We start from the raw sequence: 25,373 nt of genomic DNA, 5'->3' as shown, positions 1-25,373 counted from the left end.
ATCCAAGGAATGTCGGATCAGGCAGGCGGCAGCGAGTCCTCCACCCAGGTCGGGCTGCCGTTTGGCGGCGGCTCCCTGGCCGGGGGCACCGCCTTCGCCCAGAAGCTCGGCAAGACCCTGCGCAACGGCGACGTCGCGCTGGCGCTCGGCGTCGTCACGATCCTCGTCGTCCTGATCCTGCCGATGCCGAGCTGGCTGCTCGACATCAGCCTGGCCATCTCGATGACGCTGTCGGTGCTGGTGCTGATGACCGTGCTGTTCATCCAGCGCGCGCTCGACTTCTCGTCCTTCCCGACGGTGCTGCTGATCGCGACCATGCTGCGGCTGTCGCTGAACCTAGCATCGACCCGCCTGATCCTGTCCAAGGGGCACGAAGGCACCTCCGCCGCCGGCCACGTCATCGAGGCCTTCGGCAACTTCGTGATGGCCGGCAACTTCGTCATCGGCATCATCGTCTTCGCGATCCTGGTGATCGTGAACTTCATCGTCATCACCAAGGGCTCGGGGCGCATCGCCGAGGTCTCGGCGCGCTTCAGCCTGGACGCCATGCCCGGCAAGCAGATGGCGATCGACGCCGACCTCTCGTCCGGCCTGATCAACGAGGACCAGGCGCGCCTGCGCCGCCGCGAGCTGGAGGAGGAGAGCAACTTCTACGGCGCCATGGACGGTGCCGCGAAGTTCGTGCGCGGCGACGCCGTGGCCGGCCTGCTGATCACCGGCATCAACGTCGTCGGCGGCATGATCATCGGCGTCGCCCAGCAGGGCATGGCCTTCGCCGACGCCGCCCACTCCTACACCGTGCTGACCGTCGGCGACGGCCTGGTCTCGCAGATCCCGGCCCTGGTCGTCTCGACCGGCGCCGGCCTGCTGGTCTCCAAGGCGGCGACCACCGGCTCGACCGACAAGGCGCTGTTCGGCCAGCTCGGCGCCTATCCCAAGGCGCTCGGCCTGTCGTCCTTCCTGATGCTCGCCCTGGCGCTGCTGCCAGGCATCCCCTTCCTGCCCTTCGTGCTGCTGTCGGTGATCTCGGGCACCGCCGCCTGGTACCTCGACAAGCGCCGCACCGCCGATGCCGCCAGCGCCGTGGATGCCGAGGCCGAGGCCGCCGCCGCGGCACCGGTCGCCGAGGAGCCGATCTCGGCGCACCTGCAGATCGACTACATCCGCCTGGAGCTCGGCTACGGCCTGCTGGCGCTGCTCGGCGAGCAGACCGGCCCGCGCCTGACCGACCAGATCAAGTCGCTGCGCCGCCAGCTGGCCCAGGAGATGGGTTTCGTGCTGCCCAGCGTGCGCATCCAGGACAACCTGCAGCTGGCGCCGAACGCCTACGTCATCCGGATCAAGGAGATCGCCGCCGGCGAGGGCGAGCTGCGCCCGAACATGCTGCTGGTCATGGACCCGCGCGGCGAGCCGATGACCCTGCCGGGCGAGGAGACCACCGAGCCGACCTTCGGCCTGCCCGCGCTCTGGGTCGATCCCGGCGCCAAGGAGGAGGCCCTGTTCCGCGGCTACACCGTGGTCGATCCCCAGACCGTGATCACCACGCACCTGACCGAGGCGGTCAAGGAGAACACCGCCGAGCTGCTGTCCTACGCCGAGACCCAGAAGCTGCTCGACGACCTGGACAGCGAGCAGCAGAAGCTGATCGGCGACATGATCCCCAACCAGATCGCCGTCGGCGGCGTCCAGCGCGTCCTGCAGAACCTGCTCGCCGAGCGCATCTCGATCCGCGACCTGCCGACGATCCTCGAGGGCATCTCCGAGGCCTGCGGCTACACCCGCAACCTGACCGCCATCACCGAGCACGTGCGCGCGCGCCTCGCCCGCCAGATCTCGAACGCGGTCGGCGACCACGAGGGCGTGATCCCGCTGATCACCCTGTCGCCGACCTGGGAGCAGACCTTCGCCGACTCGCTGGTCGGCGAGGGCGAGGACCGCCAGGTCTCGATGGCGCCCTCGAAGCTGCAGGAGTTCATCACCCAGATCCGCCAGGTCTTCGAGCGCCAGGCCATGATGGGCGTCGCGCCGGCCCTGCTGACCAGCCCGCGCATCCGGCCCTACGTGCGCTCGATCGTCGAGCGCTTCCGGCCGACGACGCCGGTGCTGTCGCAGAACGAGATCCATCCGAAGGCGCGGATCCGCACGGTGGGGCAGATCTGATGGTCCCCGCCCGCTCGCCCGGTGAGCCGTCATGCGGCTGAGGTCCTTCACCGCCGCCAGCCTGCCTGAGGCGATGCAGCTGGTGCGCCGGCAGCTCGGCGACGACGCCGTGATCCTCTCGACCCAGGATCTCGGCGACCGCGGCGTGCGCGTCACCGCCGGCCTGGACGACGGCCCCGACCAGAGTCTCGTCGAGGACGAGGCCGCGACCCTGGCCGCGGTCGAGGAGCTGACCGAGGTCTTCGACTACCACCGCATCCCGCCGGGCCTGGTCGACAAGCTGCTGACCGCGGCCGCCAACCTGACCGCCCAGGGCCCGCAGATGATGCTGGCCGGCGCGCTCGACGCGGTGCTGCACTTCGCCCCGCCGCCGCTGCCGCCGGCCGCCGGCGCGCTGCGTCCGCCGGTGCTGCTGCTCGGCCCCTCGGGCGCCGGCAAGACCGCGACCGCGGCCAAGCTCTGCGCCCGGGCACGGCTCGCCAACAAGCCGGCGACGCTGATCACCATGGACACGGTCAGCGCCGGCGCGCGCGAGCAGGCCCAGGCCTTCGCCCAGGCGCTCGGCGTGCCGCTGAAGTTCGCCACCGACGCCGAGCGACTCGCCGCCGTGCTCGGCGACTGCCCGAGCGACCACCTGATCGTCATCGACACGGTCGGGGCCAATCCCTACGACGCCGCCGACTGCCAGCCGCTGCGCCTGGCCGCCCGGGTCGCGCGCGCCGAGCCGCTGCTGGTGCTGCCGGCCGGCGGCGACGCCTTCGAATCGGCGGAGGTCGCGATCGCCTTCCAGGAGCTCGGCGCGCGCGGCCTGATCGCCACCCGGCTCGACGCCGCCCACCGGCTCGGCGGGCTGCTCGCCGCCGCCCATGCCGCCGGACTGCCGCTGGTCGGCGCCGGCCTCGGTCCCTCGATTGGCAGCGGTCTCGCCAATCTCAACCCGGTCGCCCTCGCTCGGCTGTTGATGCCGGAAGGCAACGAAGGCGCCCTCCTTGCCACGGGAACCCGCCCATGACCCAGGCGAGCCTCGCCGAACTGGCCCGTCCGCCGAGCCAGCTGCCCAGCGCCCCGCAGCTGCTGGCCGTCGCCTCCGGCAAGGGCGGCGTCGGCAAGACCTGGCTGTCGATCACGCTGAGCCATGCCCTGGCCCGCAGCGGCCGGCGCGTGCTGCTGTTCGATGGCGACCTCGGCCTTGCCAACGTCGACGTCCAGCTCGGCCTGACCGCCGAGCGCGACATCTCCGGCGTGCTGTCGGGGGCCTACAGCCTGGCCGACGCGGCGGTCGACTACCCCGAGGGCGGCTTCCAGATCGTCGCCGGCCGATCGGGCACCGGCAGCCTGGCCGCGGTCCCGAGCGAGCGCCTGCGCGGCCTCGCCTCGCAGCTGCTCAGGATCGCCCCGTCCTACGACCGCGTGCTGCTCGACCTCGGCGCCGGCATCGAGCGCACGGTGCGCCAGATCGCCGGCCTCGCCGGCACCTGCCTGGTCGTGACCAACGACGAGCCGACCGCGCTGACCGACGCCTATGCCTTCATCAAGCTGGCGGTGCTCAACAACCGCGCCGCCGACGTGCGGGTCGTGGTCAACCTGGCCGGCAGCCGCGGCGAGGGCGAGCGCACCTTCAACATCCTGCGCAAGGCCTGCGAGACCTTCCTCAAGGTCTCGCCGCCGCTGGCCGGCGTGATCCGCCGCGACCCCAAGGTCAAGGAGGCGATCCGCGCCCAGACCCCGCTGCTGCTGCGCCATCCCAACACCGCCGCCGCGAGCGACGTCGAGGCGCTCGCCGCCGGGCTGACCCGGACCGGCTGATGGGCGACATCGGGGCGCCGCCGCGACTGACCGCCGGTGCGCCGGGCGGCGGCGGCGCCTCGGGCAACGCCGGGCGCGTCGTCAACCCGCCGGCGGCCCTGCTGCAGGCCGGCGGCGAGGCGGTGCCGGGCACGGTCGTCGGCCGCAACGCCCAGGGCCAGCTGCTGGTCCGCGGCGACTTCGGCCAGGGCGCCACGATGCTGGCGATCGCGACCGCCGCGCGCTTTCCCGCCGGCATGGCGGTGGCGCTGAACTTCCGGCCGCACGTCTCCGGCCTCTTCGTGACCATCGTGCCGCGCACCGTCCTGGACGGCGGCCGCCCGCCGGCCGGTCCGGCCTCTCATGCAACCCAGGCCGCCCAGACCACGCAGGCCGCCGGCCGCGCCGCAGCGGCTGCGCCGCCGCAGCCCTGGCCCCAGGACCGCCTGCCCGGCAGCATCCCGGTGCCGGCGCCGGCCGTGCCGCGGCAGGAACGGGCCGAGGCGCCGGCACAGCCGGCGGTCCCGTCGCGCGACCAGCAGGCCGGCCGGGCGCCGGCCGGGCCCCAGCCGCCCGCGCCCCCGGCCGCCGGCAGCACGCTGCTGTCCGGCCTCGTCGGCGGCCGCGACGGCGAGGACCGGCTGCTGGTCGCCGGCAGCTTCGGATGCATCGCCGTCGACACGCCGACGCACCTGCCGCACGGCCTGCCGGTGCTGCTGCAGTTCGCGACCGGCAGCGGCGGCGGGCCGGTCGTCACCCTCTTCGCCGAACCCGGGACCGGTGCCGAGCAGCCGGCGACGCTGCATCCCCTTGCCTTCGGCGCGGTCGTCGACGGCACGGCACAGCCTGCCGCCGCCGCCGCGAAGGGCGGCGGCGCACCGGCGCCGCTGGCCCGGGTCTGGCCGAGCCTGACCGCCTTCGCCCAGGCCTTCGCCGCTCCCGAGACCCTGCCGCTGGCCGCGCTGCTGCCCCCCGGCTTCCCGCCCAGGGTCGGCCCGCGCCTCGCCCTGTCGCTGCTGCGCTTCGTCCAGGCCGCCGAAGGCCCCGGCCTGCTCGCCTGGATCGGCCAGCCGGCGACCGCGGCGCTGGCGGCCGCCCAGCACGGCCCGACGCCCGAGCGCCTGCACGAGGCCGACGAGGAGCTGCGCTGGCTGGCCCGCGATCCGCCCGGCGACTGGCGCCTGGTGCTGCTGCCGCTGCTCGGCCAGGGCCCGCCCGAGGCCTTGCGCTTCTTCCTCAAGAAGCGCGGCCGGCCGGGCGAGGACGGCACGCCGCCGCCGGCCCACTTCCTCTGCGACCTCTCGCTCAGCCGCCTCGGCGCCCTGCAGCTCGAGGGCCTGCTGCGCCCGGCCCGCTTCGACCTGGTGCTGCGCAGCCGCCGGCCGCTCGGCCCGGCCCTCCAGGGCGAGCTGACCGGGCTCTTCCTGGCCGCCAGCGAGGCCGGCGGCCTCAGCGGCAGCTTCCGCTTCCAGGAGGGCGAGGCCTGGCACCCGCTGCCGGTGCCCCAGCCGGCCAGCCGCGAGGCCGGTCTGAGCGTGTGAGCCGCACCGGCCGGACCGGCGCCCGCCGGAACTGCCCTCTTGCCGAAGGCCGGCCGCTTGAGGCAGACAACGGTGTGCCCGCGGACATGCCCATTCCCAGACAGGCCGACGCCGGCCGCCCGGCCGACGGCCGCGCGCCCTGCCCGGGCGGGCGGCTGTCCAGCCCGAGCCGGACGATCGACGGCCGGCCGGTGCTCGATCTCTCGAGCTACATCCCCTACTTCCTGGCCTCGGTGAACAACGCGCTGTCGCGCGGCGCCTCGCAGACCTACCTCGCCACCTTCGGCGTCGGCATCGTCGAGTGGCGCGTCGTCTCGATGCTGGCCATCGAGCCCGGCATCGCGGCCGCGCGGATCTGCGAGATCATCGCCCTCGACAAGGCGGCGACGAGCCGGGCGCTGAGCCGGCTCAGCGAGCTCGGCTACCTCGCCTTCGAGACGCCGGGCAGCGACCCGCGCCGCAAGGCCTGGTGGCTGAACGCCCGCGGCTACGAGCTGCACGACCGCATCCTCGCCCTGGCCCTGGAGCGCGAGCGGCGCCTGATCGAGGGCATCGACCCCGAGGACCTGGAGGCCTTCCTGCGCGTCATGCGCCGGATGCGCCGCAACGTCGACCGCATCGCCGGCGGCGAAGACGGCTCGAAAACACCTGTCTCCTCCCCCTAAGGGAGTCACACAAGTCCGTCATCCCGGACGCCGCTTTGTCCGAAATCTCTGATTTCGTTGGCAAAGCGAGCGATCCGGGACCCAGGGCCACGAGCCGCGGCGTGACGGCCCTGGGTTCCGGGTCACGAGGCTCGCCACCCGAAAGCCTTTCGGCTTTCGGGTTCGCCTAGCGCCCGGGATGACGGTGTTGGCGGACTTGCGTGCACGCCTTGGCCCCGAAGGGGAGAGGCTCCCCTACGCCCCCTCGCCCGCCTTCTTCCGCAGGTGCAGGGTCAGGCCCATCTCGTCGAGGGCGGCCTGCTCGCGGCGCTTGAGCTGCTCCAGCTTGCGGCGCTCGGCGGCCTCCAGGGCCAGCTCGTACTTCTTGAGCTCCTGGAAGGCGTCCTCGACCTGCTCGCGGGCGCGGTCGATCTCCTTGCCGAGGTCGGCGATCGAGCGCCGGATCTTGTCCTTGCGCTGCTTGGCCGCCGAGGCGAAGGCCGGGTAGGTGAAGGCCATCTCGGGGGCCTTGATCGCGGTCTGGCGCTCGCGCTCCAGCTCGGCGTCGAGCCCGGCCAGATCGCCCTTCAGCTTCTCGGCCATGCGCTCCAGGTCGACCAGCGTGCGGCGCCGCTCGTCGAGGGTCCAGCGGTGCACGCGGATCAGGTTCTTGAGCGCGCCGTTCATCGCGCGGCCCTCGCCGCCGGCGGCTCGGCCGCAGCGACGGCCTCGGGCGGCCAGGCGACGCCGAGGATCGCCGCCAGGTCGGCATAGCCGCCCTCAAGGTCGGCGCGCTCGTGCTTGCCCTGCTTCAGGAAGCCCTCGAGCGCCGCGTTGTAGCGCAGCGCCTCGTCGACGCTGGCGTCGCTGCCCTGGCGGTAGGCGCCGATGCGGATCAGCTCGGCCATGTCGTCGTAGATCGCGAGCAGGCGCCGGGCGCGCTGCACCAGGGCGTTCTCGCCGTCGCTGTTGCAGCCCGGCAGGGTGCGCGAGACGCTGCGCAGGATGTTGATCGCCGGATAGCGGCCGCGCTCGGCGATCTGGCGCTCCAGCACGATGTGACCGTCGAGGATGCCGCGCACCGCGTCGGCGATCGGCTCGTTGTGGTCGTCGCCCTCGACCAGCACGGTGAACAGGCCGGTGATCGAGCCCTGGCCCTCGGTGCCCGGGCCGGCGCGCTCGAGCAGCCGCGGCAGCTCGGCGAAGACGCTGGGAGTGTAGCCCTTGGCCGCCGGCGGCTCGCCGGCCGACAGGCCGATCTCGCGCATCGCCATGGCGAAGCGGGTCACCGAATCCATCAGGCAGAGCACGTCGCGGCCGCGGTCGCGGAAGGACTCGGCCAGGGCCAGGGTCAGCTGGGCGGCCTGGCGGCGCATCAGCGGCGGCTCGTCGGACGTCGCGACCACGACGACCGAGCGGGCCAGGCCCTCCTTGCCCAGGTCGTCCTCCAGCCATTCCTGGACCTCGCGGCCGCGCTCGCCGATCAGGCCGATGACGTTGACGTCGACCGTGGTGTAGCGCGCCAGCTGCGAGAGCAGCACCGACTTGCCGACGCCGGAGCCGGCGAAGATGCCCATGCGCTGGCCTTCGCAGCAGGACAGGAAGGTGTTGATGGCACGCACGCCGAGGTCGATCTTGCCGCCGACCCGGCGGCGGCCGTGGGCCGGCGGGGGATCGCGGCGAATCCGGTAGGCGACCGGGCCGAGCGGCAGCGGCCCCTTGCCGTCGACCGGCTGGCCGAGGGCGTTGACGACCCGGCCGAGCCAGGCCTCGGTCGGCCAGATCGCCGGCTCGGAGGCGGCCAGCTCGGCCTTGCAGCCGAGGCCGACGCCGTCGAGCGAACCGAAGGGCAGCAGCAGGGCCTTGCCGCCGCGAAAGCCGACGACCTCGCAGGTGACGCGGCGCCCGCCGCGCGCCTCGACCTGGCAGCGCGCGCCGATCGACAGCTGGCGGTCGAGGCCGGCGACCTCGACGGTCATGCCGAGCACGCCGGAGACTCGGCCGTAGAGGCGATGGTCCGGAAGCTGGCCAACCTCTTCGGTGAAGGACGACAACAGGGCTGACATCAGGGGGACCGGGGCCTCGTGCCTTGTTCTTTTCTTGGACGCCGGCAGAGTGCCGCCAAGCCGCTTAAGCTTCGGTAAAGCCCGTCGCGCTCCGGCGCCGCCACAGGCAGGGCGCAGAATTGTTGGCTTTTGGCCTGAATGTCGTGCGGTAATCTTCCTTAACAAAAATGCGTTGTGGTAACCATTCGTTAAGGATTCTGGACGAAATTGGTTAACGCGCCATGGGGATCTCGGGGCAGCGGTCTGCAACCCCCATACGGTTCTAGGGAGTAGCTGCGATGCGGGTTCTGGTTGTTGAGGACGATGCCGCCCTGGCCAAGTCGATCGAGCTGATGCTGCGATCCGACAGCTACGTCTGCGATGTCACCGATCTCGGCGAGGACGGCCTGGAGATCGGCAAGCTCTACGACTACGACATCATCATCCTGGACCTGATGCTGCCGGACATCGACGGCTACGAGGTGCTGCGCCGGCTCCGCCAGGCGCGCGTCAAGACGCCAATCCTGATCCTGTCCGGCCTGTCAGGCCTGGACGACAAGATCAAGGGCCTCGGCTTCGGCGCCGACGACTACCTGACCAAGCCCTTCGACAAGCGCGAGCTGATCGCCCGCCTGCAGGCCGTGGTGCGCCGCTCCAAGGGCCATTCGGACTCGGTGATCCTGACCGGCAAGCTCTCGGTCAACCTGGACGCCCGCACCGTCGAGGTCGAGGGCCAGCCGATCCACCTGACCGGCAAGGAATACGGCATCCTCGAGCTGCTCTCCCTGCGCAAGGGCACGACCCTGACCAAGGAGATGTTCCTCAACCACCTCTACGGCGGCATCGACGAGCCCGAGCTCAAGATCATCGACGTCTTCGTCTGCAAGCTGCGCAAGAAGCTGTCGATGGCGACCGGCGGCGAGAACTACATCGAGACCGTCTGGGGCCGCGTCTACGTGCTGCGCGATCCCAACGAGGCCGGCGAGGCGCCGCGCAAGGCGATCGCCTGACGACCCGATCCCTGTCCTCCCTTTGCCCTGTCGACTTGGCCGGCCTTCGTGTGAAGGCCGGCCGATTTGTCTTTGGGGAGGGACGAGCACCAACACTTCGTTCAGCCACTCAATGGCTTCATGCTGAGCCTGTCGAAGCATGGAGCCATTTCGGCTCCGACGCCGATGCTTCGCTTCGCCCTTCGACGAGCTCAGGATGAAGCGAACGGAGTGCGGGGCACCCGCCCTAGCCGCCCGCCTGCTGGGCGATCATCGGCAGCACCTGGCTCATGATGTTGGCGGTGATCTCGGTCGGGGTCGGCGGGAAGGAGAAACCGGAGAAGGCCGGCGTGCCGGCCTGGACCGTCGCCTGGGTCAGCCCCTGGATCGCCTGGGCCAGGGCCTGCTGCGCCTCCGGGGTCGGCGGAATGCCGCCGGCCTGGACGGCCTGCGAGATCGACTGCAGGGCCTGCTCGGGAGCGCTGGGCACGGGCGGCGGCGGCACGCTGGGCATGGCGTGACGATAGCACGTCACGGAAACGGATGCCCGTGCGTCATCTTCTCCGGTGGAGTGCACCTCCGGCGAGGGCGCTTCAGATCCAGAGGTCGTTGACCGCCGTCCGCTCGCCGCCGGCCCGGCCGGTGTTGAGCACGCCGCGCGGCTCGATCAGCAGCATCCTGACCTCCTTCTCGGCGAAGGGCTTGTGCTCGACGCCCCGCGGCACGACGAAGAGCTCGCCCGGACCGAGCGTGACCGCGCCGTCGCGGAAGTCGATGCGCAGCTCGCCCTCGAGCACCAGGAAGGCCTCGTCGGTCTCGGGATGGTCGTGCCAGACGAAGTCGCCCTCCAGGCGCACGACCTTGAACTGGTAGTCGTTGAGCTCGGCGACGACGCGTGGCGACCACTGCTCGGTGAGGCGCTCGAGCTTCTCGGCGAGATTGACGGCGGCGTAGGCCATCGGACGGCACTCCCGGTTGCGGCCGGAGAAGTCTATCAGGCCCGGCGGCGGCCGCGCGCTATCCGAAGCTTGCGCGCCCGCCGCTACTCGACCGTCACCGACTTGGCGAGGTTGCGCGGCTGGTCGACGTCGGTGCCCTTGAGCACCGCGGTGTGGTAGGCCAGCAGCTGCACGGGAATCGCGTAGAGCAGCGGCGCCACGAAGGGGTCGACGGCCGGCAGCTCGATGGTCCACTTCGGGCCCTTGCCGATGCGCCGGCGGCCGCCGGCATCGGTCAGCAGCAGCACGCTGCCGCCGCGCGCCATGACCTCCTGGACGTTGGCCGCCGACTTGTCGAACAGCGGCCCGGAGGGCGCGCAGACGATCACCGGCACGCCCTCGTCGATCAGCGCGATCGGCCCGTGCTTCATCTCGCCGGCGGCATAGCCCTCGGCGTGGATGTAGCTGATCTCCTTGAGCTTCAGCGCCCCCTCCAGGGCGATCGGGAACATCGGGCCGCGGCCGAGGTAGAGCACGTCGCGCGCCTCGGCGATGCCGTGGGCCATGGCCTCGATCGCCTCGTCGTGGTTCAGCACCTCGGCGGCATGGGCCGGCACCTCGGTCAGCGCGGCGGAGAGCGCCGCAGCGCGCTTCTCGTCGAGCGCGCCGCGCGCCCGGGCCGCGGCCAGGGTCAGGCAGGCCAGCACCGTGAGCTGGGTCGTGAAGGCCTTGGTCGAGGCGACGCCGATCTCCGGCCCGGCGAGGGTCGGCAGCACCGCGTCGGACTCGCGGGCGATGACGCTCTCCGGCTGGTTGACGATCGAGAGGATCGTCTGGCCCTGCTCCTTGGCGTAGCGCAGGGCCGCCAGGGTGTCGATCGTCTCGCCGGACTGCGAGATGAACAGCGCCGCGCCGCCCTCGGGCAGCGGCGCCTCGCGGTAGCGGAACTCGCTGGCGACGTCAATCTCGACCGGCAGGCGGGCGACCGATTCCAGCCAGTACTTGGCGACCAGGCCGGCGTAGAAGGCGGTGCCGCAGGCCGAGATGGTCAGGCGCGGCAGGGTCGCGAAGTCGACCGGCAGCTCGGGCAGGGCGATGGCGCGGCTCTGCGGGTTGACGAAGGTCCTGAGCGTGTCGCCGATCACCGCCGGCTGCTCGTAGATCTCCTTGAGCATGAAGTGGCGGTACTGGCCCTTGCCGATCAGGGCGCCGGACAGGGCGGTCTGGGTGACCGGCCGCTCGACCGGATTGTTGTCGCGGTCGAAGATCCGCGCCGTGGTGCCGTCGAGCACCGCCCAGTCGCCCTCCTCCAGGTAGCAGATGCGGCTGGTCAGCGGCGCCAGGGCCAGGGCGTCGGAGCCGAGGAACATCTCGCCCTCGCCGTAGCCGACCGCGAGCGGGCTGCCGCGCCGGGCGCCGATCATGACGTCGTGGCGGCCGGCGAAGATGATGGCCAGGGCGAAGGCGCCCTCCAGCCGGCCGAGCACGGCGGCGACCGCCTGCTCGGGGCCCATCTGGCGGGCGAGGTAGCTGTCGATCAGGTGGACCACCGCCTCGGTGTCGGTCTCGGTCTCGAAGAGGTAGCCGGCCGCCTCCAGCTCCTCGCGCAGCTCGCGGAAGTTCTCGATGATGCCGTTGTGGACGACGGCGACGCGCTCGCCGGCGTGGGGATGGGCGTTGATCTCGTTGGGCCGGCCGTGAGTCGCCCAGCGGGTGTGGCCGATGCCAACCGTGCCCGCCAGGGGCTGGCGCTCCAGCAGCTCGGCGAGCCGGGAGATCTTGCCCTCGGCGCGGCGCCGCTCGATGCGGCCGTCGACCAGCGTCGCCATACCGGCCGAGTCGTAGCCGCGGTATTCCAGCCGGCGCAGCGCGTCGAGCAGCAGCGGCTGGACCGGCTTGGCGCCGAGGATGCCGATGATCCCGCACATCGCGCGCTACTCCTTCTTCTTGTCCTTGGCGCGCTTCTCGCGGAAGCGGCGCGCCGCGAGCGGCCGGATCTTCTGCTCGGCGCGGGTCACCGCCAGCGCCTCGTCCGGCACGTCCTCGGCGATCGTCGAGCCGGCGCCCACGATCGCCCCGGCGCCGACCGTGACCGGCGCCACCAGCGCGGTGTTCGAGCCGATGAAGGCGCCGGCGCCGATCTCGGTCCGGCTCTTGCGGAAGCCGTCGTAGTTGCAGGTGATCGTGCCGGCGCCGACGTTGGCGTGCGAGCCGACCGTGGCGTCGCCGACGTAGCTCAGGTGGTTGACCTTGGCGCCGGCGCCGAGCGTCGCCGCCTTGACCTCGACGAAGTTGCCGACCCGCGCGCCCTCGCCCAGCTCGGCGCCGGGCCGGAGACGCGCGAAGGGGCCGACCACGGCGCCGCTCTCGATGCGGCAGCCCTCGAGGTGGCTGAAGGCGCGGATCTCGACGCGGTCGCCGACCTCAACGCCGGGGCCGAAGAAGACGCCCGGCTGCACCGTGACGTCGCGGCCGAGCCGGGTGTCCCAGGACAGGTAGACCGTCGCGGGGTCTATCAGGGTCGCGCCCTCCGCCATCGCCTTCGCGCGCAGCCGGGCCTGGAGCAGCGCCTCGGCCCCGGCCAGCTCGGCGCGCGAGTTGACGCCGACGACCTCCTCGGCCGAGCACTCGACGACGATCGAGCGCTCGCCGGCCGCCGCCGCCAGCTCGACCAGGGCGGTCAGGTAGTACTCGCCCTTGGCGTTGTCGTTGCCGATCCTCGGCAGCTGCGCGAAGAGCGCGGCCCCGCGCGCCAGCAGCAGGCCGCCCCAGCAGAGGCCGATGCGGCGCTCCGCCTCGCTGCAGTCCTTCTCCTCGACGATGCGCTCCAGGTCGCCGCCGTCGTCCGGCACCAGCCGGCCGTAGCCGGTCGGGTCGGCCGGCCGGAATCCGAGCCAGACGTAGTCGGCCGCCTCGCGCTCGCGCGCCTCGGCCATGCGCTTGAGGGTTCCGGCCTCGATCAGCGGCCCGTCGCCGTAGAGCACCAGGACGTCGGCGCCGGCGGCCAGCGCGTCGGCGAGCGCCGCGCGCGCGGCGCCGACCGCGTCGGCGGTGCCGAGCTGCTCGGCCTGGACGGCGGTGCGATGCGGCGCGACGGCGGCGGCGACCCCGGGCATGTCGGGTCCGACGACGACGACGATCTCGCGGGGCTCGAGCGGGGCCGCGGCGGCCAGCACCCAGTCGATCATCGGCCGGCCGGCCACGGGGTGCAGGACCTTCGGCAGGTCGGACTTCATGCGCGTGCCCTTGCCCGCGGCAAGCACGACGACGGCGAGCGGAGCTGTCATTGGAAAGCTGGAAAACCCGTCTATCTCAAGCGTTTCGAACGGCCGCGACCTTGCCACGCGGGCTTTCGAGCCGGCAAATAAACTAATGTTTCGCGATGCAACAAAGAAGGAGCGCCGCGTGAGCGACCTTTCCCCTCGCCGCCCCGCCGGGCGGGACGTCCTGCTGGTCGACCTCGACGGCACCCTGGTCGACAGCGCGCCCGACCTGGCGCGCGCGCTCAACGCGCTGCTGGTCGAGCAGGCCGTCGAGCCGCTGCCGCTGCCGACCGTCAAGTCGATGGTCGGCGAGGGCGCCCGCAAGCTGGTCGAGCGCGCCGCCGCGGCCCGCGGCCTGACCGCGTCGCTCGACGCCCTGGTCGAGCGCTTCCTGGCGCTCTACGCCGAGACCCTGACCGTCGAGACCCTGCCCTTCCCCGGCGCGGTCGAGACGCTGCAGGGCCTCAAGGCCGAGGGCTGGCGCCTGGCGCTCTGCACCAACAAGCCGATCGGCTTCAGCCGGACGATTCTGGAGGCGCTCGACCTCGGACGCCTGTTCGAGGCCGCGGCCGGCGGCGATTCCTTCCCGATGCGCAAGCCCGACCCGCGGCACCTCGCCCTGACCCTGGAACCGCTCGGCCTCGGCCTGGAGCGCGCGGTCATGCTGGGCGACGGCCCCTCCGACCTGGAGGCCGCCGCGGCCGCCGGCATCCCGTCGGTCTGGTGCCGCTTCGGCTACGGCGGCGCGCGCGCCGCCGGCCTGCCGCGGACGGCGGAGATCGGCGGCTTCGGCGAGCTGCCGGGGGTGCTGTCCCGCCTCTAGTGCCCCGCGGCGGTCGCCGCCTCGGCGCCGGGGCGGTCGTGCAGGGCGAAGCGGTCGATCATCGTGGCGCTGGCCTCGTTGAGGCCGTCGACCACGACCTCGGCCCCGTTGCGGCGCAGCTTCAGCACCGCCTTGTCCAGCGCGGCGACCGCCGAGATGTCCCAGAAGTGGGCATGGCCGACGTCGATCACCACGCGCTCGGGCCGCGCGTCGAAGTCGATGCCGGCGAGGAAGCTCTCGGTCGAGGCGAAGAAGATCTGCCCGAGCACCAGGTAGGTGACCTCGCGCCCGTCGGCCGAGCGGCGCGCCACGACCTTGACCAACCGCGCGACCTTGCCGGCGAAGAACACGCCCGACAGCAGCACGCCGACGATCACGCCCTTGGCCAGGTCGTGGGTCGCGACCACCGTCACCACGGTCGCCAGCATGACCACGGAGGAGGCCAGCGGGTTGCGCCGGAGGTCGAGGATCGAGCGCCAGGAGAAGGTGCCGATCGAGACCATGATCATCACCGCGACCAGCGCCGCCATCGGGATGATCCGCACCAGGTCGTCGAGCACCAGGATCAGGAACAGCAGGAAGGCCCCGGCGACCAGGGTCGAGAGGCGCCCGCGCCCGCCGGAGGTGATGTTGATCACCGATTGGCCGATCATCGCGCAGCCGGCCATGCCGCCGATCAGGGCCGAGGCGATGTTGCCGGCGCCCTGGCCGATGCACTCGCGGCTCTTGTTGCTCGGCGTGTCGGTCATGTCGTCGACGATCTGCGCGGTCAGCAGCGACTCGAGCAGGCCGACGGCCGCCAGGGTCAGCGAGTAGGGCAGGATGATCTGCAGCGTCTCCAGGGTCAGCGGCACCTGCGGCAGCGCCAGCACCGGCAGGCTGGAGGGCAGCTCGCCGAGGTCGCCGACCGTGCGCAGGTCGAGGCCGAAGGTCCAGGCGGCAGCGGTCAGCGCGGCGATGGCGACCAGCGGCGCCGGCACGGCCTTCGTGACGTAGGGGAAGAGGTAGATGATCGCCAGGCCCGCGGCGACCATCGGATAGGTCAGCAGCGGCACGTCGATCAGCTGCGGCAGCTGGGCCAGGAAGATGAGGATCGCCAGGGCGTTGACGAAGCCGGTGATCACCGAGCGCGAGACGAAGCGCATCAGCCGGCCGAGCTTCAGGAAGCCGGCGGCGATCTGGATGACGCCCATCAGGATCGTCGCGGCGAAGAGGTATTCCAGGCCGTGGTCCTTGACCAGGCCGATCATCAGCACGGCGGTCGCCGCGGTCGCCGCCGAGATCATGCCCGGCCGGCCGCCGGCGAAGGCCGAGACGCAGGCGATCGCGAAGGAGGCGTAGAGCCCGACCTTGGGGTCGACGCCGGCGATCACCGAGAAGCCGATCGCCTCCGGAATCAGGGCGAGCGCGACGACGATGCCCGACAGCACGTCGCCGCGGATGTTGGAGAACCAGTCCCGCTGGATGCGGGACCGTCGCTGCGACAGCTGTCGCTTGATCTGGGGGAATTTCGGCAAGGCTGTCCCGTGCCCGCGACCGCGGGCCCGCTCCGTTCTTCTTGCTGTTGTCCGGCGGATCGGCGGCCGGCAGAGCCACCCGGGCTTGCACCGGGTCCGGTCGATTCAGGTCAGCATAGCTGCAGCATATGCTGCGATGCAACATAAAGCCGGCCGGGCAGCGCTCCGGGCGGCGCTCCGGGAGCCGCCTCAGAGCGCCAGCGCGACGCCGACCGAGACCAGCAGCAGGACGGCGAAGCCGAGGTTGATCGCGCGGTTCGTGCGCGGGTCGCGGAAGCAGCGGGTCAGCGCCGCGCCGGCGTTGAGCCAGGCCAGGTTGACCGCGACGATGATCGCGGCCAGCAGGCCGATCTTGGCCAGGGCGTCGAGCGCCGGCTGCCCGCCGACCAGCACGAAGCCGGAGAAGAGGGCCGCCATGGCGGCGTAAGCCTTGGGATTGACCAGCTGCAGGAAGACGCCGCCGGCGAAGCTCGGGCGGCGCCGGCTCGCCGTCTCGTCGTCGAGCGGCGGCGCCGTGGCGATGCGCCAGGCCAGCCAGACGAAGTAGGCCGCGGCCAGGAGCCCGACGACGGGGGCTGCGCCCGGAACGGCGAGCAGCAGACCGGCGACGCCGCTGGCCGTGACCGCCATCACGACGACGATGCCGGCCACGAGGCCGGCGAGGTAGCCGAGTCCGCGGCGCGCTCCGAAGGCGGCACCGGTGGCGGCCAGGCTGAGCGTCGCCGGGCCCGGGCTGCCGGCCAGGGCGACACCCGCCAGAGCGAAGCCGACCAGCCCCTCCTGCATGGCCCTGTCCTCCCGACGACGCGCCGCGGCGGCGGCGCCGGCGTTCGTCCTGCCAGAGGCGCGCGCCCGCCGTCTTGAACGATGCTGCAGCCGGCAAGCCTTGCCGACCCGGTCGTTCCTGCCGGCGGCACCCGGCAGATCCTGCCCGGCCGGCGGCCTGCCGCGGCGCTGCCGGCCAGTGCTGCGGCCAGTGCTGCGGCCAGGACCGGCCTGGGACGGGCGGCGGCTGGTACGGCCCTTGCAGCGCCGGCCGGGACCACACGAAGCGCAGGAGAGCCGTCGTGAGCATTTCCTCGGTTTCCTCCCTGATTTCCTCGCTGCAGACCGGCCTCACGGGCTCGACCAAGACCACGTCGAGCGGCACGACGGAGCAGCAGAAGCAGGGCAGCAACCCGACCGACCAAGTCTCGCTGAGCCCCGAGGCGCAGGCCCTGATGGCCATGAAGAGCCTGGTGATCGAGGCGCTGAGCGGCAGCCAGCCCCAGGACGACAGCTCGGTCGGCACCGACTACTCCGGCAAGATGCGCGAGCAGATCTTCAAGATGGCCGACCTGAACCAGGACGGCGTCGTGAGCCAGGCCGAGCTGGAGAAGCAGGCCCAGGCCGGCGGCGCCTCCAAGGCCGCCGCCGACGCCCTGTTCAAGGCGATCGACAAGAACGGCGACGGCGGCATCACCCAGGACGAGTTCAAGCAGGCCGCCGCGGCCCAGAAGGGCAGCAGCTTCGGCAAGGAGATGGCCAAGCTGCTGGACCTCGACGGCGACGGCAAGGTGACGCTCGCGGAGATCGAGAAGGCCCTGACCTCGGCCGGCAAGTCGCAGAAGGAGGCCAGCGGCCTCGCACCCCAGGCCCTGAGCCGGCTGAACCAGGCGGCGGGCTGAGAAGCACGGCCGCGCCGCCCCCCAGTCTTGACAGCTTTCGGGGCCCGGACTATGTCCTGCGCTCCGCTTCGGGCGGGCGCGTAGCTCAGCGGGAGAGCACTGTCTTCACACGGCAGGGGTCGCTGGTTCAATCCCAGCCGCGCCCACCATCCCCTTGCCCTGCCATCTCCAGTTCGACGTTGTGCCCTTCGGCGCGGCCATTAAGCTGCGTCGCCGACTGCCCTTCGTCACGGCTGGAGCCCCCATGACCAACGATCCCCGCAACCTGCCGCCCGAGCTGGCCTGCCTGCACGCCGGGCTGCCGGCGCCGGAGCGCGAGGCGCCCTTCGGCATCCCGCCGGTCTTCGCCAGCACCTACCACCTGCAGGGCGACCCGGCCGGGGCGACCTTCCCCTACGGCCGCGACGCCAACCCGACCTGGCTGGCCCTGGAGGAGGCGCTGGGCGCCCTGGAGGGCGGCGAGGCGGTGCTCTTTCCCTCCGGCATGGCGGCCGCCGCGGCGGCGCTGACGCCCTTCCTGCAGCCCGGCGACCGGGTGCTGCTGCCGAAGGACGGCTATCACGCCGTGCGCTACTACGCGGAGAGCTACCTGGCGCGCTTCGGCGTCGTCGTCGACAAGCGCGAGACCCGCGGCCTGGAGGCGAGCGACCTCAAGGGCTACCGCATCGTCTGGGTCGAGACGCCCTCGAACCCCGGCCTGGAGCTCTGCGACGTCGCGGCGGTCGCCGAGAAGGTGCACCGGTCCGGCAACCTCGTGGTCTGCGACAACACCACCATGACGCCGCTCGGCCAGCGCTGCCTCGACCTCGGCGCCGACCTGGTGATCGCCTCCGACACCAAGGCGGTCAACGGCCACTCGGACCTGCTGATGGGCCATGTCGCGACGCAGGATCCGGAGCTGCTGGCCGCGGTGCGGCAGTGGCGCAAGCTGTCGGGCAGCATCGTCGGGCCGATGGAGGCCTGGCTCTGCCACCGCGGCCTGCAGACCCTGGAGCTGCGCTTCGAGCGGATGTGCGCCTCGGCCCAGGCCGTCGCCGAGCGCTTCGCCGGCCACCCGACGCTCGAGGCGCTGCGCTATCCCGGCCTGCCCGGCGATCCCGGCCACGCGCTCGCGACACGCCAGATGCGCCGCTTCGGCTCGCTGGTCGCGCTGACCTTCCCGGACCAGGAGACGGCGCTGGCCTTCGAGACCCGGCTCGGCCTGATCTTCAAGGCGACCTCCTTCGGCGGCACCCACAGCTCGATCGACTGGCGCTACCGCTGGGACCCGACGGTGCATCCCGGCCTGCTGCGCCTCTCGCTCGGCTGCGAGCCGACCGAGGCGCTGCTCGACGACCTGGAGCAGGCCTTCGCGGCGCTGTAGGTGGCCGCGACTTCGCAAAAAACGGGAAGGCCCGGAGCGGCCCCTGCGCTATCCTTCCCGGGCCAACAGCAGGGGGAGACGCCATGGCCTCGGAGCTCGCGCAGATCAACGTCGGCCGCACGCTCTATCCGCTCGACGACCCGCGCATGGACGGCTTCACCGGCCGGCTCGACGCGGTCAACGCCCTGGCCGAGGCGGCCCCCGGCTTCGTCTGGCGGCTGCAGAGCGACAGCGGCAACGCGACCGACATCAAGGTCAGCGACGACCCGCAGTTCATCGTCAACCTGTCGGTCTGGCGCGACGCCGAGGCGCTGTTCGACTTCGTCTATCGCACCCGGCACCGCGAGGTGATGGTGCAGCGCCGGCAGTGGTTCGAGCCGCCGAAGGGCGTCTTCCAGGCGCTCTGGTGGGTGCCGGCCGGCCACCGGCCGACGCCGCAGGAGGGGCTCGCCGCGATCGCGCGCCTGGAGGCCGAGGGGCCGACGCCGGCCGCCTTCTCCTTCAAGCAGCGCTTCGCGCCGCCCGAGGCGCAGGGCGGCGCGGCCGAGGGCCTGGATCCGGCGCCCTGGTGCGTCGGCTGGTCGTGACGTTCTCCTCGTCATCCCCGTGAAAACGGGGATCCAGAGAAAGACGAAGCCTGGACGGAACTCCGCCGGTCCGTGCCGACGGCTTCGCTCTCTGGACCCTCGCTTTCGCGAGGGTGACGACAGAACGGAAGGAACTGGCGCCTCTACTCCGCCGCGTCGCTGGTGCCGCGGCCCTGGCCCTTCTCCAGCTTGGCGGCCAGCGAGGCCTCCAGGAAGTCGTCGATGTCGCCGCCCAGCACGGCGTCGGGGTTGCCCTTCTCGACGCCGGTGCGCAGGTCCTTGATCATCTGGTAGGGCTGCAGGACGTAGCTGCGGATCTGGTGGCCCCAGCCGATCTCGGTCTTGGTCGCCTCCTCGGCCTCGGCCTCGGCCTCGCGCTTGGCCAGCTCGTGCTCGTAGAGCCGCGCCTTCAGCATGCCCATCGCGGTCGCCCGGTTCTTGTGCTGCGAGCGGTCGCTCTGGCACTGCACGACGATGCCGGTCGGCAGGTGGGTGATGCGGATCGCCGAATCGGTCTTGTTGATGTGCTGGCCGCCGGCGCCCGAGGCCCGGTAGGTGTCGACGCGCAGGTCCTTGTCGAGGATCTCGACCTCGATGTTCTCGTCGACGACGGGATAGACCCAGACGCTGGCGAAGGAGGTCTGGCGCCGGGCCTGGCTGTCGAAGGGGCTGATCCGGACCAGGCGGTGAACGCCCGATTCGGTCTTCAGCCAGCCGAAGGCGTTGTGGCCCTTGATGGTCAGGGTCGCCGACTTGATGCCGGCCTCTTCGCCCGGGCTCTCTTCCAGCCACTCGACCTTGTAGCCGTGCTGCTCGGCCCAGCGCGAGTACATGCGCACCAGCATCTCGGCCCAGTCCTGGGCCTCGGTGCCGCCGGCGCCGGCATTGACCTCGAGATAGCAGTCGTTGGCGTCGGCCTCGCCGGACAGCAGCGATTCGAGCTGCTTCTTCTCGGCCTCGGCGCGCAGCTTCCTGAGCTCCGCCTCGGCCTCGGCGAGCGAGGCCGAGTCGTCCTCGGCCTCGGCCAGCTCGATCAGGGTGACGGCGTCGTCGAGCCCGCCCTCGAGCTTTCGGTAGTCGCCGATCTGCGCCTCCAGGGTGCTGCGCTCGCGCATCAGCGCCTGGGCCTTGGCGGCGTCGTCCCAGAGGGCCGGGTCCTCGGCGAGGGCGTTCAGCTCCTCGAGCCGCTTGAGGGCGCGATCCCAGTCAAAGATGCCTCCTCAGCAGCGTCAGGGCCTGGCGAATGGCCTCGACGTCCGCCTTTGCTTCCGCGCGCATCGTCCGCGCTCCCGTTCTGGTCAGTCTCGTCTCAGGGCGGGCCTTATAGCCGACCGGCGGCGGCGCCGTCCAAGCTTCCGTAGGGCGCTCAGTAGAGACCGCCCGCGGTGGCGCCGTTCTGGGGCTGCGCCGGCGGCTGCGGATAGCCCGGCTGGGCCGCGGTCTGGCCTTCCTGGGTCGGATAGGGCTGCTGGCCCTGGTAGGGGCCGGCCGGCGGCTGCTGGTAGGGCGAGGCCGCGCCGGCCTGGCCCTGGTAGGCGCCGCCCTGGTTGGCGTAGCCCGGCGCGTAGGGATTGGCGGCGCCCGGGGCGTAGGGGTTCTCCGGGCCGACCGGGCCGGTCGAGGGCGTCGGATCGAGCGGCTCGTAGGCGGTCTGCGCGCTCGGCTCGGTGCCCGGCTTGAAGGCTTCCCAGATCACGCCGCGGGTATCGCCCGGCCCGGCCGGGCGGCCGGTATCGTGGACGATGCGCACCAGGCTGACGCCGTCCGGGCGGCGGAAGGGAATGTCGGGCTTGCCCTTGAAGACCGCCTTGGCGAAGTAGCGCCAGATCGGCAGCGCGGCGTGGGCGCCGGTTTCGTGACGACCGAGGGTGCGCGGCTGGTCGAAGCCGACGTAGACGCCGATCGCGAGATCCGGCGAGAAGCCGACGAACCAGGCGTCCTGGTACTCGTTGGTCGTGCCGGTCTTGCCGCCGAGCGTGATGCCGACCTGGCGCAGGCCGGCGCCGGTGCCGCGGTCGACGACGCCCTGCAGCATCGAGACCACCTGGTAGGCGCTGATCGGATCGACCAGCTGCTTACGGTTGTCGGGCAGCTTCGGCGGCCGCTGGCCGGTGAAGGGCTCGTCGCAGCTCGGGCACTGCCGCTTGTCGTGGCGCCAGACCGTCTCGCCGGTCTTGCTCTGCACGCGGTCGATCAGGCTCGGCTCGATCTGCTTGCCGCCGTTGACCAGCTCGGCATAGGCCGAGGTCAGGCGCAGCAGGGTCGTCTCGCCCGCGCCGAGCGCCAGCGACAGCACCGGCTCCGGCCGACGCGCGAAGACCCCGAAGCGCATGGCGTAGTCCAGGATCTTGTCCATGCCGATGGCCTGGGCGAGACGGATGGTCATCAGGTTGCGCGACTTCTCCAGGCCGATGCGCAGCGGCGTCGGGCCGAGGAAGTCGTTCTCGTAGTTCGCCGGCCGCCACTTGCCGAGCCCGGGCCCCTGGTCGATGACGAAGGGGCCGTCGAGCACGATCGAGGCCGGCGTGAAGCCGTTGTCCATCGCGGTCAGGTAGACGAAGGGCTTGAAGGCCGAGCCGGTCTGCCGCTGCGCCTGGGTCGCGCGGTTGAACTCGCTGCGCCCGTAGGAGAAGCCGCCGGCCATGGCCAGCACGCGGCCGGTGTGCGGGTCGAGCGCGACCAGCGCGCCGTTGACGTTGGGGATCTGGCGCAAGCCGTAGACGCCCGCCGGCTTCTTGTCCCGGGACGCCGCCTCGCCCTCCTTCCCCGGCTCGACCGGCGAGACCAGCACCAGGTCGCCGGCGCTCAGCACGTCCGAGGGCCTGGAGGGGGTCACGCCGAAGCGCTGATCCGGCAGGGTCGCGCGCGCCCATTTCAGCTCGGACATCGGGATCCTGCCCTGGCTGCCATCGGGCAGGCCGATGGTCGCGGCCTCCTTGCCGACCTCGAGCACCAGCGCGAGGCTCCAGTCGCCGGCGCCGTCCGGCCGCTCCTGCTGCTTCAGCAGGGCCTGCCAGTGCCCGTCGGCGGACAGGTCGAGATGCTTCAGCGCGCCGCGCCAGCCGTGGCGCCGGTCGTAGTCGACCAGGCCCTGGCGCAGCGCCTGGTCGGCCTCCTCCTGCATCGTCGGATTGAGCGAGGTGCTGACCGACAGGCCGCCCTCGTAGAGCTCGTGCTCGCCGAACAGGTCGACCAGCTGGCGCCGCACGTCCTCGCTGAAGTAGTGGCCGTCGGCGGTGTCGGTCGACCTGTGCCGGTGCACGACCAGCGGCTCCTTGCGCGCCTCGTCGGCCTGCGCCTTGGTGATCCGGCCGTCCTCGAGCATGCGCCCGATCACCCAGTTGCGCCGGTCGAGCGCCGCCTCGTAGTGGGCCATCGGGTTGTAGTTGTTCGGCGCCTTGGGCAGGGCGCCCAGGAAGGCCGCCTCCGCCAGGGTCAGCTCGCTCAGCGACTTGTCGAAGTAGTTGAGCGCCGCCGAGGCGACCCCGTAGGAGCCGAAGCCGAGGTAGATCTCGTTGAGATAGAGCTCAAGGATGCGGTTCTTGCTGTAGGTCTGCTCGATGCGGAAGGCCAGGATCGCCTCCTTCACCTTGCGCTCGAGCGAGACCTGGTTGGTCAGCAGGAAGTTCTTGGCGACCTGCTGGGTGATCGTCGAGGCGCCGACCGGGCGGCGGTCGGTGCCGATGTGGCGCAGGTTGATGATCATGGCGTTGAGGATGCCCATCGGGTCAACGCCGGGGTGCTCGTAGAAGGTCTTGTCCTCGGCCGAGAGGAAGGCGCCGATGACCTCCTTCGGGATCGCCGACAGCGGCACGAAGACCCGGTTCTCGGTCGCGTACTCGGCGAGCAGCTCGCCGTCGCCGGCGTGGACCCGGGTCACCATCGCCGGGTCGTAGTTGGCCAGGGCCTTGTAGTCCGGCAGGTCGCGGCCGTAGTGCCAGAGCACGTAGACCAGCCCGGCGCCGCCGACCAGCGCGCCGAACAGCCCGAGCCCGAGCATCCAGAAGACGAACTTTCTCAGCCGTCGCAAGGACCCACTCCCCTACCTGCGCGATCCGGACCGCCCTCGGCTGTCGGGGCGGTCCCAGTGCATCCCGCACGCCCGAGACGCCGCATCCCGCGGCGCCGGTGCTTCCTCAATATGGATACGCTCGTCGGAAAATGTAGCAATTCGAAGATCGTTCCGCGATGCGACCCGACGCGCCGGGGCCCGCCGCACGGCGCGGAATGCGGCGCCGTGCCGGCTTGCCGCAGGCCGTCCCGGCTAGCGATAGGCCTGCTGCACCGTGAAGTACTGGTCGATCGCCTGGACCAGCGCCGCGACGACCTTGGCGCGGTGCTTCGGCGAGCGCAGATCTCGCTCCTCACGCGGGTTCGACATGTAGCCGACCTCGACCAGCACCGAGGGCACGCTCGGCGACTTCAGCACCGCGAAGCCGGCGTAGCGGTGGGTGTGCCTGAGCAGCGTCGTCGACTGGCCCAGGGAGTCGACCAGCATGTTGCCGAGGCCCTTGGAGAGATTCATCGTCTCGCGCTGCGCCAGGTCGATCAGGATCTGCGAGACCACCTCGTTCTGGCCGCTGAGGTCGACGCCGGCGATGATGTCGGCCTTGTTCTCCTTCGCCGCCAGCGCCGCCGCCTCGTCGTCCGAGGCGTTCTCCGACAGGGTGTAGACGGCCGCGCCGTGCAGCGTCTTCGAGGCGTTGATGTTGGCATGCAGCGAGATGAACAGGTCGCCGCCGGCGTCGTTGGCGATCTTGACCCGGCCGCGCAGCGGAATGAAGCGGTCGTCGTCGCGGGTCATCACGACCCGGTAGCGGCCGGTCTTGAGCAGGGCGTCGCGCAGCGCCAGGCCGTAGCCGAGCACGAGGTCCTTCTCGTAGAGACCGGAGACGCCGATCGCGCCGGGGTCGACGCCGCCGTGGCCGGGATCGATGACCACGGTCGGCCGGCTGTCGCCGCCCTTCTTGGGAGCGGCCGGCAGCGACACGGCCAGCGCCGGCAGCGGCACCTTGGACTCGACCGGCGGCTGGCGGGTCTGCGCCAGGAAGGTCTCGCGGTCGGTCGGCCCGACGTCGAGCACGAAGCGGTAGCCCTTGCCGCCGCGCGGCGGCAGCACGAAGGTGTCGAGCACCCGGGCCGGCTTGTCGAGGTCGAGCACGACGCGGCTGGTGCCGGGCATGAACAGGCCGTAGCGCAGCGCAGAGACCAGGCCGACGCCGTCCTGCTCGGCGCCGTTCGACCAGTCGACGGCCGGCAGGTCGATGACCACGCGCGCCGGATCGGCCAGGCTGAACACCCGGTAGCTCGGCGCTTCGGACAGCTCGATGACCAGGCGGGTCTTGTCGGGATGGACGCCCAGGCGCACGTCGCTGACCACCGGCTTGGCCGAAGCCGCCGGCAACGCCAGCAACAGCGCTCCCAGACAAAGTAGAATCCGCGCGAACATCCCCGGTTCCTTCAAGTCTTGTCGGCAGGTGCCGAGCGAATCGAACCGGCCGTCAAGATGAAACCTAGATAACCTTCCAGAGAGTCTTGGAGCAATGATTAATTCCGCGCCGGGCAAGTCGGCGCAGCACCCGGTGGGGCGACCCCGGGCGGGTCGGCGAAAGTCATTGTCGGGTCCGGCTTTTCTCCCTATGGTACGTCCGCTGGGCGCCCTCCGTTCACGCAAGGTGAATGCTTTGGGGGCGCGCCGGCCGCATCGCAAGCCGGCGTTGGCGGGATTCCGCCGTTACGCAGCGTGCAAGTGGGCGCGGCCGAAGGCATGCAGAAGACAAACGGCCGGCGCGGCCGTGGCCCAGCCGGGACATCGCCGCAGCGCCGACCGGGGACCGACCCGGGGCTTCACCGCCCCGCTGGCCGGGCCGCGATCGAGGATGGACCGAGTTCGATGCCGAGTTCTGGAGCGTTAGCGACTCTCAAGGCGCGGCCGCTCGCCCCCTCTTTCCTGCACCAGGTTATCAGTTCCACCCGAACCAGCGTCGCGCCGCCGCGCACGCGGGCGGCTTCCGCCGTCCGTCTGCGTCTGGCCGGTCGCGCCCCGGAGAG

At 71.6% G+C, this 25,373-nt stretch carries 21 protein-coding genes, 1 tRNA gene and 1 other annotated feature; of the genes, 11 read left to right on the top strand and 11 right to left on the bottom strand.

The features are described 5' to 3' along the window. The first annotated feature begins 9 nt into the window (after positions 1-9). From flhA to B9O00_RS24615, 5 genes are all read left to right on the top strand, one after another. Complete coding sequence (flhA, locus tag B9O00_RS24635; RefSeq protein ID WP_085125393.1) at positions 10-2,160, top strand: flagellar biosynthesis protein FlhA; 2,151 nt, start codon at positions 10-12, stop codon at positions 2,158-2,160. Positions 2,161-2,191: 31 nt separating this feature from the next. After that, positions 2,192-3,172, top strand: coding sequence for a flagellar biosynthesis protein FlhF (locus tag B9O00_RS24630; RefSeq protein WP_085125392.1), 981 nt, complete (start codon positions 2,192-2,194; stop codon positions 3,170-3,172). Continuing rightward, a complete protein-coding gene (locus tag B9O00_RS24625) occupies positions 3,169-3,966 on the top strand; it encodes a MinD/ParA family protein (RefSeq protein ID WP_085125391.1) in 798 nt (265 codons plus the stop codon). The genes B9O00_RS24630 and B9O00_RS24625 overlap by 4 nt, the downstream gene beginning before the upstream one ends. Next, entirely contained in the window at positions 3,966-5,486 is a 1,521-nt protein-coding gene (locus B9O00_RS24620) for a hypothetical protein (RefSeq protein ID WP_085125390.1), read from the top strand. Before B9O00_RS24625 ends, B9O00_RS24620 begins: the two co-directional genes overlap by 1 nt. Before the next feature lie 86 nt (positions 5,487-5,572). Then, a complete protein-coding gene (locus B9O00_RS24615; protein ID WP_085125389.1) occupies positions 5,573-6,151 on the top strand; it encodes a MarR family winged helix-turn-helix transcriptional regulator in 579 nt (192 codons plus the stop codon). Between the two features lie 234 nt (positions 6,152-6,385). Here the strand turns inward: B9O00_RS24615 and B9O00_RS24610 are convergent, their stop codons facing one another. Continuing rightward, entirely contained in the window at positions 6,386-6,817 is a 432-nt protein-coding gene (locus tag B9O00_RS24610) for a flagellar export protein FliJ (RefSeq protein ID WP_085125388.1), read from the bottom strand. Further along, positions 6,814-8,196 (bottom strand): flagellar protein export ATPase FliI, encoded by a 1,383-nt coding sequence (gene fliI, locus B9O00_RS24605; RefSeq protein ID WP_085125387.1) that lies wholly within the window; start codon positions 8,194-8,196, stop codon positions 6,814-6,816. Before fliI ends, B9O00_RS24610 begins: the two co-directional genes overlap by 4 nt. Before the next feature lie 278 nt (positions 8,197-8,474). Between fliI and ctrA the strand changes: the two genes are divergently transcribed. Further along, a complete protein-coding gene (gene ctrA, locus B9O00_RS24600) occupies positions 8,475-9,185 on the top strand; it encodes a response regulator transcription factor CtrA (RefSeq protein ID WP_085125386.1) in 711 nt (236 codons plus the stop codon). A 226-nt stretch (positions 9,186-9,411) separates the two neighbouring features. Here ctrA and B9O00_RS24595 read toward each other — a convergent pair whose 3' ends face one another. The 4 genes from B9O00_RS24595 to glmU all read right to left on the bottom strand — a co-directional run bounded on the left by B9O00_RS24595 (position 9,412) and on the right by glmU (position 13,389). Then, a complete protein-coding gene (locus tag B9O00_RS24595) occupies positions 9,412-9,699 on the bottom strand; it encodes a hypothetical protein (protein WP_143596341.1) in 288 nt (95 codons plus the stop codon). A gap of 58 nt (positions 9,700-9,757) precedes the next feature. Beyond that, the gene (locus B9O00_RS24590; RefSeq protein ID WP_085125384.1) at positions 9,758-10,123 is read right to left on the bottom strand and encodes a cupin domain-containing protein; all 366 of its coding nucleotides are present in this window, start codon (positions 10,121-10,123) and stop codon (positions 9,758-9,760) included. A gap of 83 nt (positions 10,124-10,206) precedes the next feature. After that, entirely contained in the window at positions 10,207-12,030 is a 1,824-nt protein-coding gene (gene glmS / locus B9O00_RS24585) for a glutamine--fructose-6-phosphate transaminase (isomerizing) (protein ID WP_085125383.1), read from the bottom strand. Between the two features lie 6 nt (positions 12,031-12,036). Further along, complete coding sequence (gene glmU, locus B9O00_RS24580) at positions 12,037-13,389, bottom strand: bifunctional UDP-N-acetylglucosamine diphosphorylase/glucosamine-1-phosphate N-acetyltransferase GlmU (RefSeq protein ID WP_085125382.1); 1,353 nt, start codon at positions 13,387-13,389, stop codon at positions 12,037-12,039. Between the two features lie 118 nt (positions 13,390-13,507). Here glmU and B9O00_RS24575 point away from each other — a divergent pair, with 118 nt between their 5' ends. After that, positions 13,508-14,188, top strand: coding sequence for an HAD-IA family hydrolase (locus B9O00_RS24575; RefSeq protein ID WP_159460321.1), 681 nt, complete (start codon positions 13,508-13,510; stop codon positions 14,186-14,188). Here the strand turns inward: B9O00_RS24575 and B9O00_RS24570 are convergent. Together B9O00_RS24570 and B9O00_RS24565 are read right to left on the bottom strand one after the other, a co-directional pair. After that, the gene (locus B9O00_RS24570; protein ID WP_085125446.1) at positions 14,185-15,675 is read right to left on the bottom strand and encodes a SulP family inorganic anion transporter; all 1,491 of its coding nucleotides are present in this window, start codon (positions 15,673-15,675) and stop codon (positions 14,185-14,187) included. The genes B9O00_RS24575 and B9O00_RS24570 overlap by 4 nt on opposite strands. A gap of 75 nt (positions 15,676-15,750) precedes the next feature. Then, positions 15,751-15,806 (bottom strand) — a sequence feature (sul1 is cis-regulatory element that is thought to sense ions involved in sulfur or methionine metabolism; They are found in Alphaproteobacteria). Between the two features lie 88 nt (positions 15,807-15,894). Then, positions 15,895-16,491, bottom strand: coding sequence for a LysE family translocator (locus tag B9O00_RS24565; protein WP_085125380.1), 597 nt, complete (start codon positions 16,489-16,491; stop codon positions 15,895-15,897). A gap of 281 nt (positions 16,492-16,772) precedes the next feature. On the opposite strand from B9O00_RS24565, the gene B9O00_RS24560 reads away from it, so the two are divergent. The 4 genes from B9O00_RS24560 (at position 16,773) to B9O00_RS24545 (ending at position 19,322) form a co-directional block, all read left to right on the top strand. Further along, positions 16,773-17,372 carry an EF-hand domain-containing protein gene (locus B9O00_RS24560; RefSeq protein ID WP_085125379.1) on the top strand — a complete coding sequence of 200 codons (600 nt, stop codon included), beginning with the start codon at positions 16,773-16,775 and terminating at the stop codon, positions 17,370-17,372. A 74-nt stretch (positions 17,373-17,446) separates the two neighbouring features. After that, positions 17,447-17,521: transfer RNA gene (locus B9O00_RS24555), tRNA-Val, on the top strand. 95 nt (positions 17,522-17,616) lie between these two features. Continuing rightward, the gene (locus B9O00_RS24550) at positions 17,617-18,735 is read left to right on the top strand and encodes a cystathionine gamma-lyase (RefSeq protein WP_085125378.1); all 1,119 of its coding nucleotides are present in this window, start codon (positions 17,617-17,619) and stop codon (positions 18,733-18,735) included. A gap of 83 nt (positions 18,736-18,818) precedes the next feature. Beyond that, positions 18,819-19,322, top strand: a complete 504-nt coding sequence (locus B9O00_RS24545; RefSeq protein WP_085125377.1) for a DUF3291 domain-containing protein — start codon at positions 18,819-18,821, stop codon at positions 19,320-19,322. 143 nt (positions 19,323-19,465) lie between these two features. Here the strand turns inward: B9O00_RS24545 and prfB are convergent. The 3 genes from prfB to B9O00_RS24530 form a co-directional block, all read right to left on the bottom strand. Continuing rightward, a protein-coding gene (gene prfB / locus B9O00_RS24540; RefSeq protein WP_143596339.1) for a peptide chain release factor 2 occupies positions 19,466-20,600 on the bottom strand; the annotation gives its coding sequence in 2 pieces (ribosomal slippage) (positions 19,466-20,530 and positions 20,532-20,600; 1,134 coding nt in all). A gap of 88 nt (positions 20,601-20,688) precedes the next feature. Continuing rightward, a complete protein-coding gene (locus B9O00_RS24535; protein ID WP_218822934.1) occupies positions 20,689-23,352 on the bottom strand; it encodes a penicillin-binding protein 1A in 2,664 nt (887 codons plus the stop codon). 234 nt (positions 23,353-23,586) lie between these two features. After that, positions 23,587-24,735, bottom strand: a complete 1,149-nt coding sequence (locus tag B9O00_RS24530) for an N-acetylmuramoyl-L-alanine amidase (protein ID WP_159460320.1) — start codon at positions 24,733-24,735, stop codon at positions 23,587-23,589. Positions 24,736-25,373: the final 638 nt, after the last annotated feature.

This window comes from Tistlia consotensis USBA 355 (assembly GCF_900177295.1).
GTDB lineage: Bacteria > Pseudomonadota > Alphaproteobacteria > Kiloniellales > DSM-21159 > Tistlia > Tistlia consotensis.
This window is presented reverse-complemented; position numbering and strand designations above follow the sequence as displayed.

What these genes read in the sequence shown, in the direction of transcription:
- flhA (WP_085125393.1), top strand. Translation starts at nt 10, where the DNA reads ATGTCGGATCAGGCAGGCGGCAGCGAGTCCTCCACCCAGGTCGGGCTG.
- B9O00_RS24630 (WP_085125392.1), top strand. Translation starts at nt 2,192, where the DNA reads ATGCGGCTGAGGTCCTTCACCGCCGCCAGCCTGCCTGAGGCGATGCAG.
- B9O00_RS24625 (WP_085125391.1), top strand. Translation starts at nt 3,169, where the DNA reads ATGACCCAGGCGAGCCTCGCCGAACTGGCCCGTCCGCCGAGCCAGCTG.
- B9O00_RS24620 (WP_085125390.1), top strand. Translation starts at nt 3,966, where the DNA reads ATGGGCGACATCGGGGCGCCGCCGCGACTGACCGCCGGTGCGCCGGGC.
- B9O00_RS24615 (WP_085125389.1), top strand. Translation starts at nt 5,573, where the DNA reads ATGCCCATTCCCAGACAGGCCGACGCCGGCCGCCCGGCCGACGGCCGC.
- B9O00_RS24610 (WP_085125388.1), bottom strand. Translation starts at nt 6,817, where the DNA reads ATGAACGGCGCGCTCAAGAACCTGATCCGCGTGCACCGCTGGACCCTC.
- fliI (WP_085125387.1), bottom strand. Translation starts at nt 8,196, where the DNA reads ATGTCAGCCCTGTTGTCGTCCTTCACCGAAGAGGTTGGCCAGCTTCCG.
- ctrA (WP_085125386.1), top strand. Translation starts at nt 8,475, where the DNA reads ATGCGGGTTCTGGTTGTTGAGGACGATGCCGCCCTGGCCAAGTCGATC.
- B9O00_RS24590 (WP_085125384.1), bottom strand. Translation starts at nt 10,123, where the DNA reads ATGGCCTACGCCGCCGTCAATCTCGCCGAGAAGCTCGAGCGCCTCACC.
- glmS (WP_085125383.1), bottom strand. Translation starts at nt 12,030, where the DNA reads ATGTGCGGGATCATCGGCATCCTCGGCGCCAAGCCGGTCCAGCCGCTG.
- glmU (WP_085125382.1), bottom strand. Translation starts at nt 13,389, where the DNA reads ATGACAGCTCCGCTCGCCGTCGTCGTGCTTGCCGCGGGCAAGGGCACG.
- B9O00_RS24565 (WP_085125380.1), bottom strand. Translation starts at nt 16,491, where the DNA reads ATGCAGGAGGGGCTGGTCGGCTTCGCTCTGGCGGGTGTCGCCCTGGCC.
- B9O00_RS24550 (WP_085125378.1), top strand. Translation starts at nt 17,617, where the DNA reads ATGACCAACGATCCCCGCAACCTGCCGCCCGAGCTGGCCTGCCTGCAC.
- B9O00_RS24545 (WP_085125377.1), top strand. Translation starts at nt 18,819, where the DNA reads ATGGCCTCGGAGCTCGCGCAGATCAACGTCGGCCGCACGCTCTATCCG.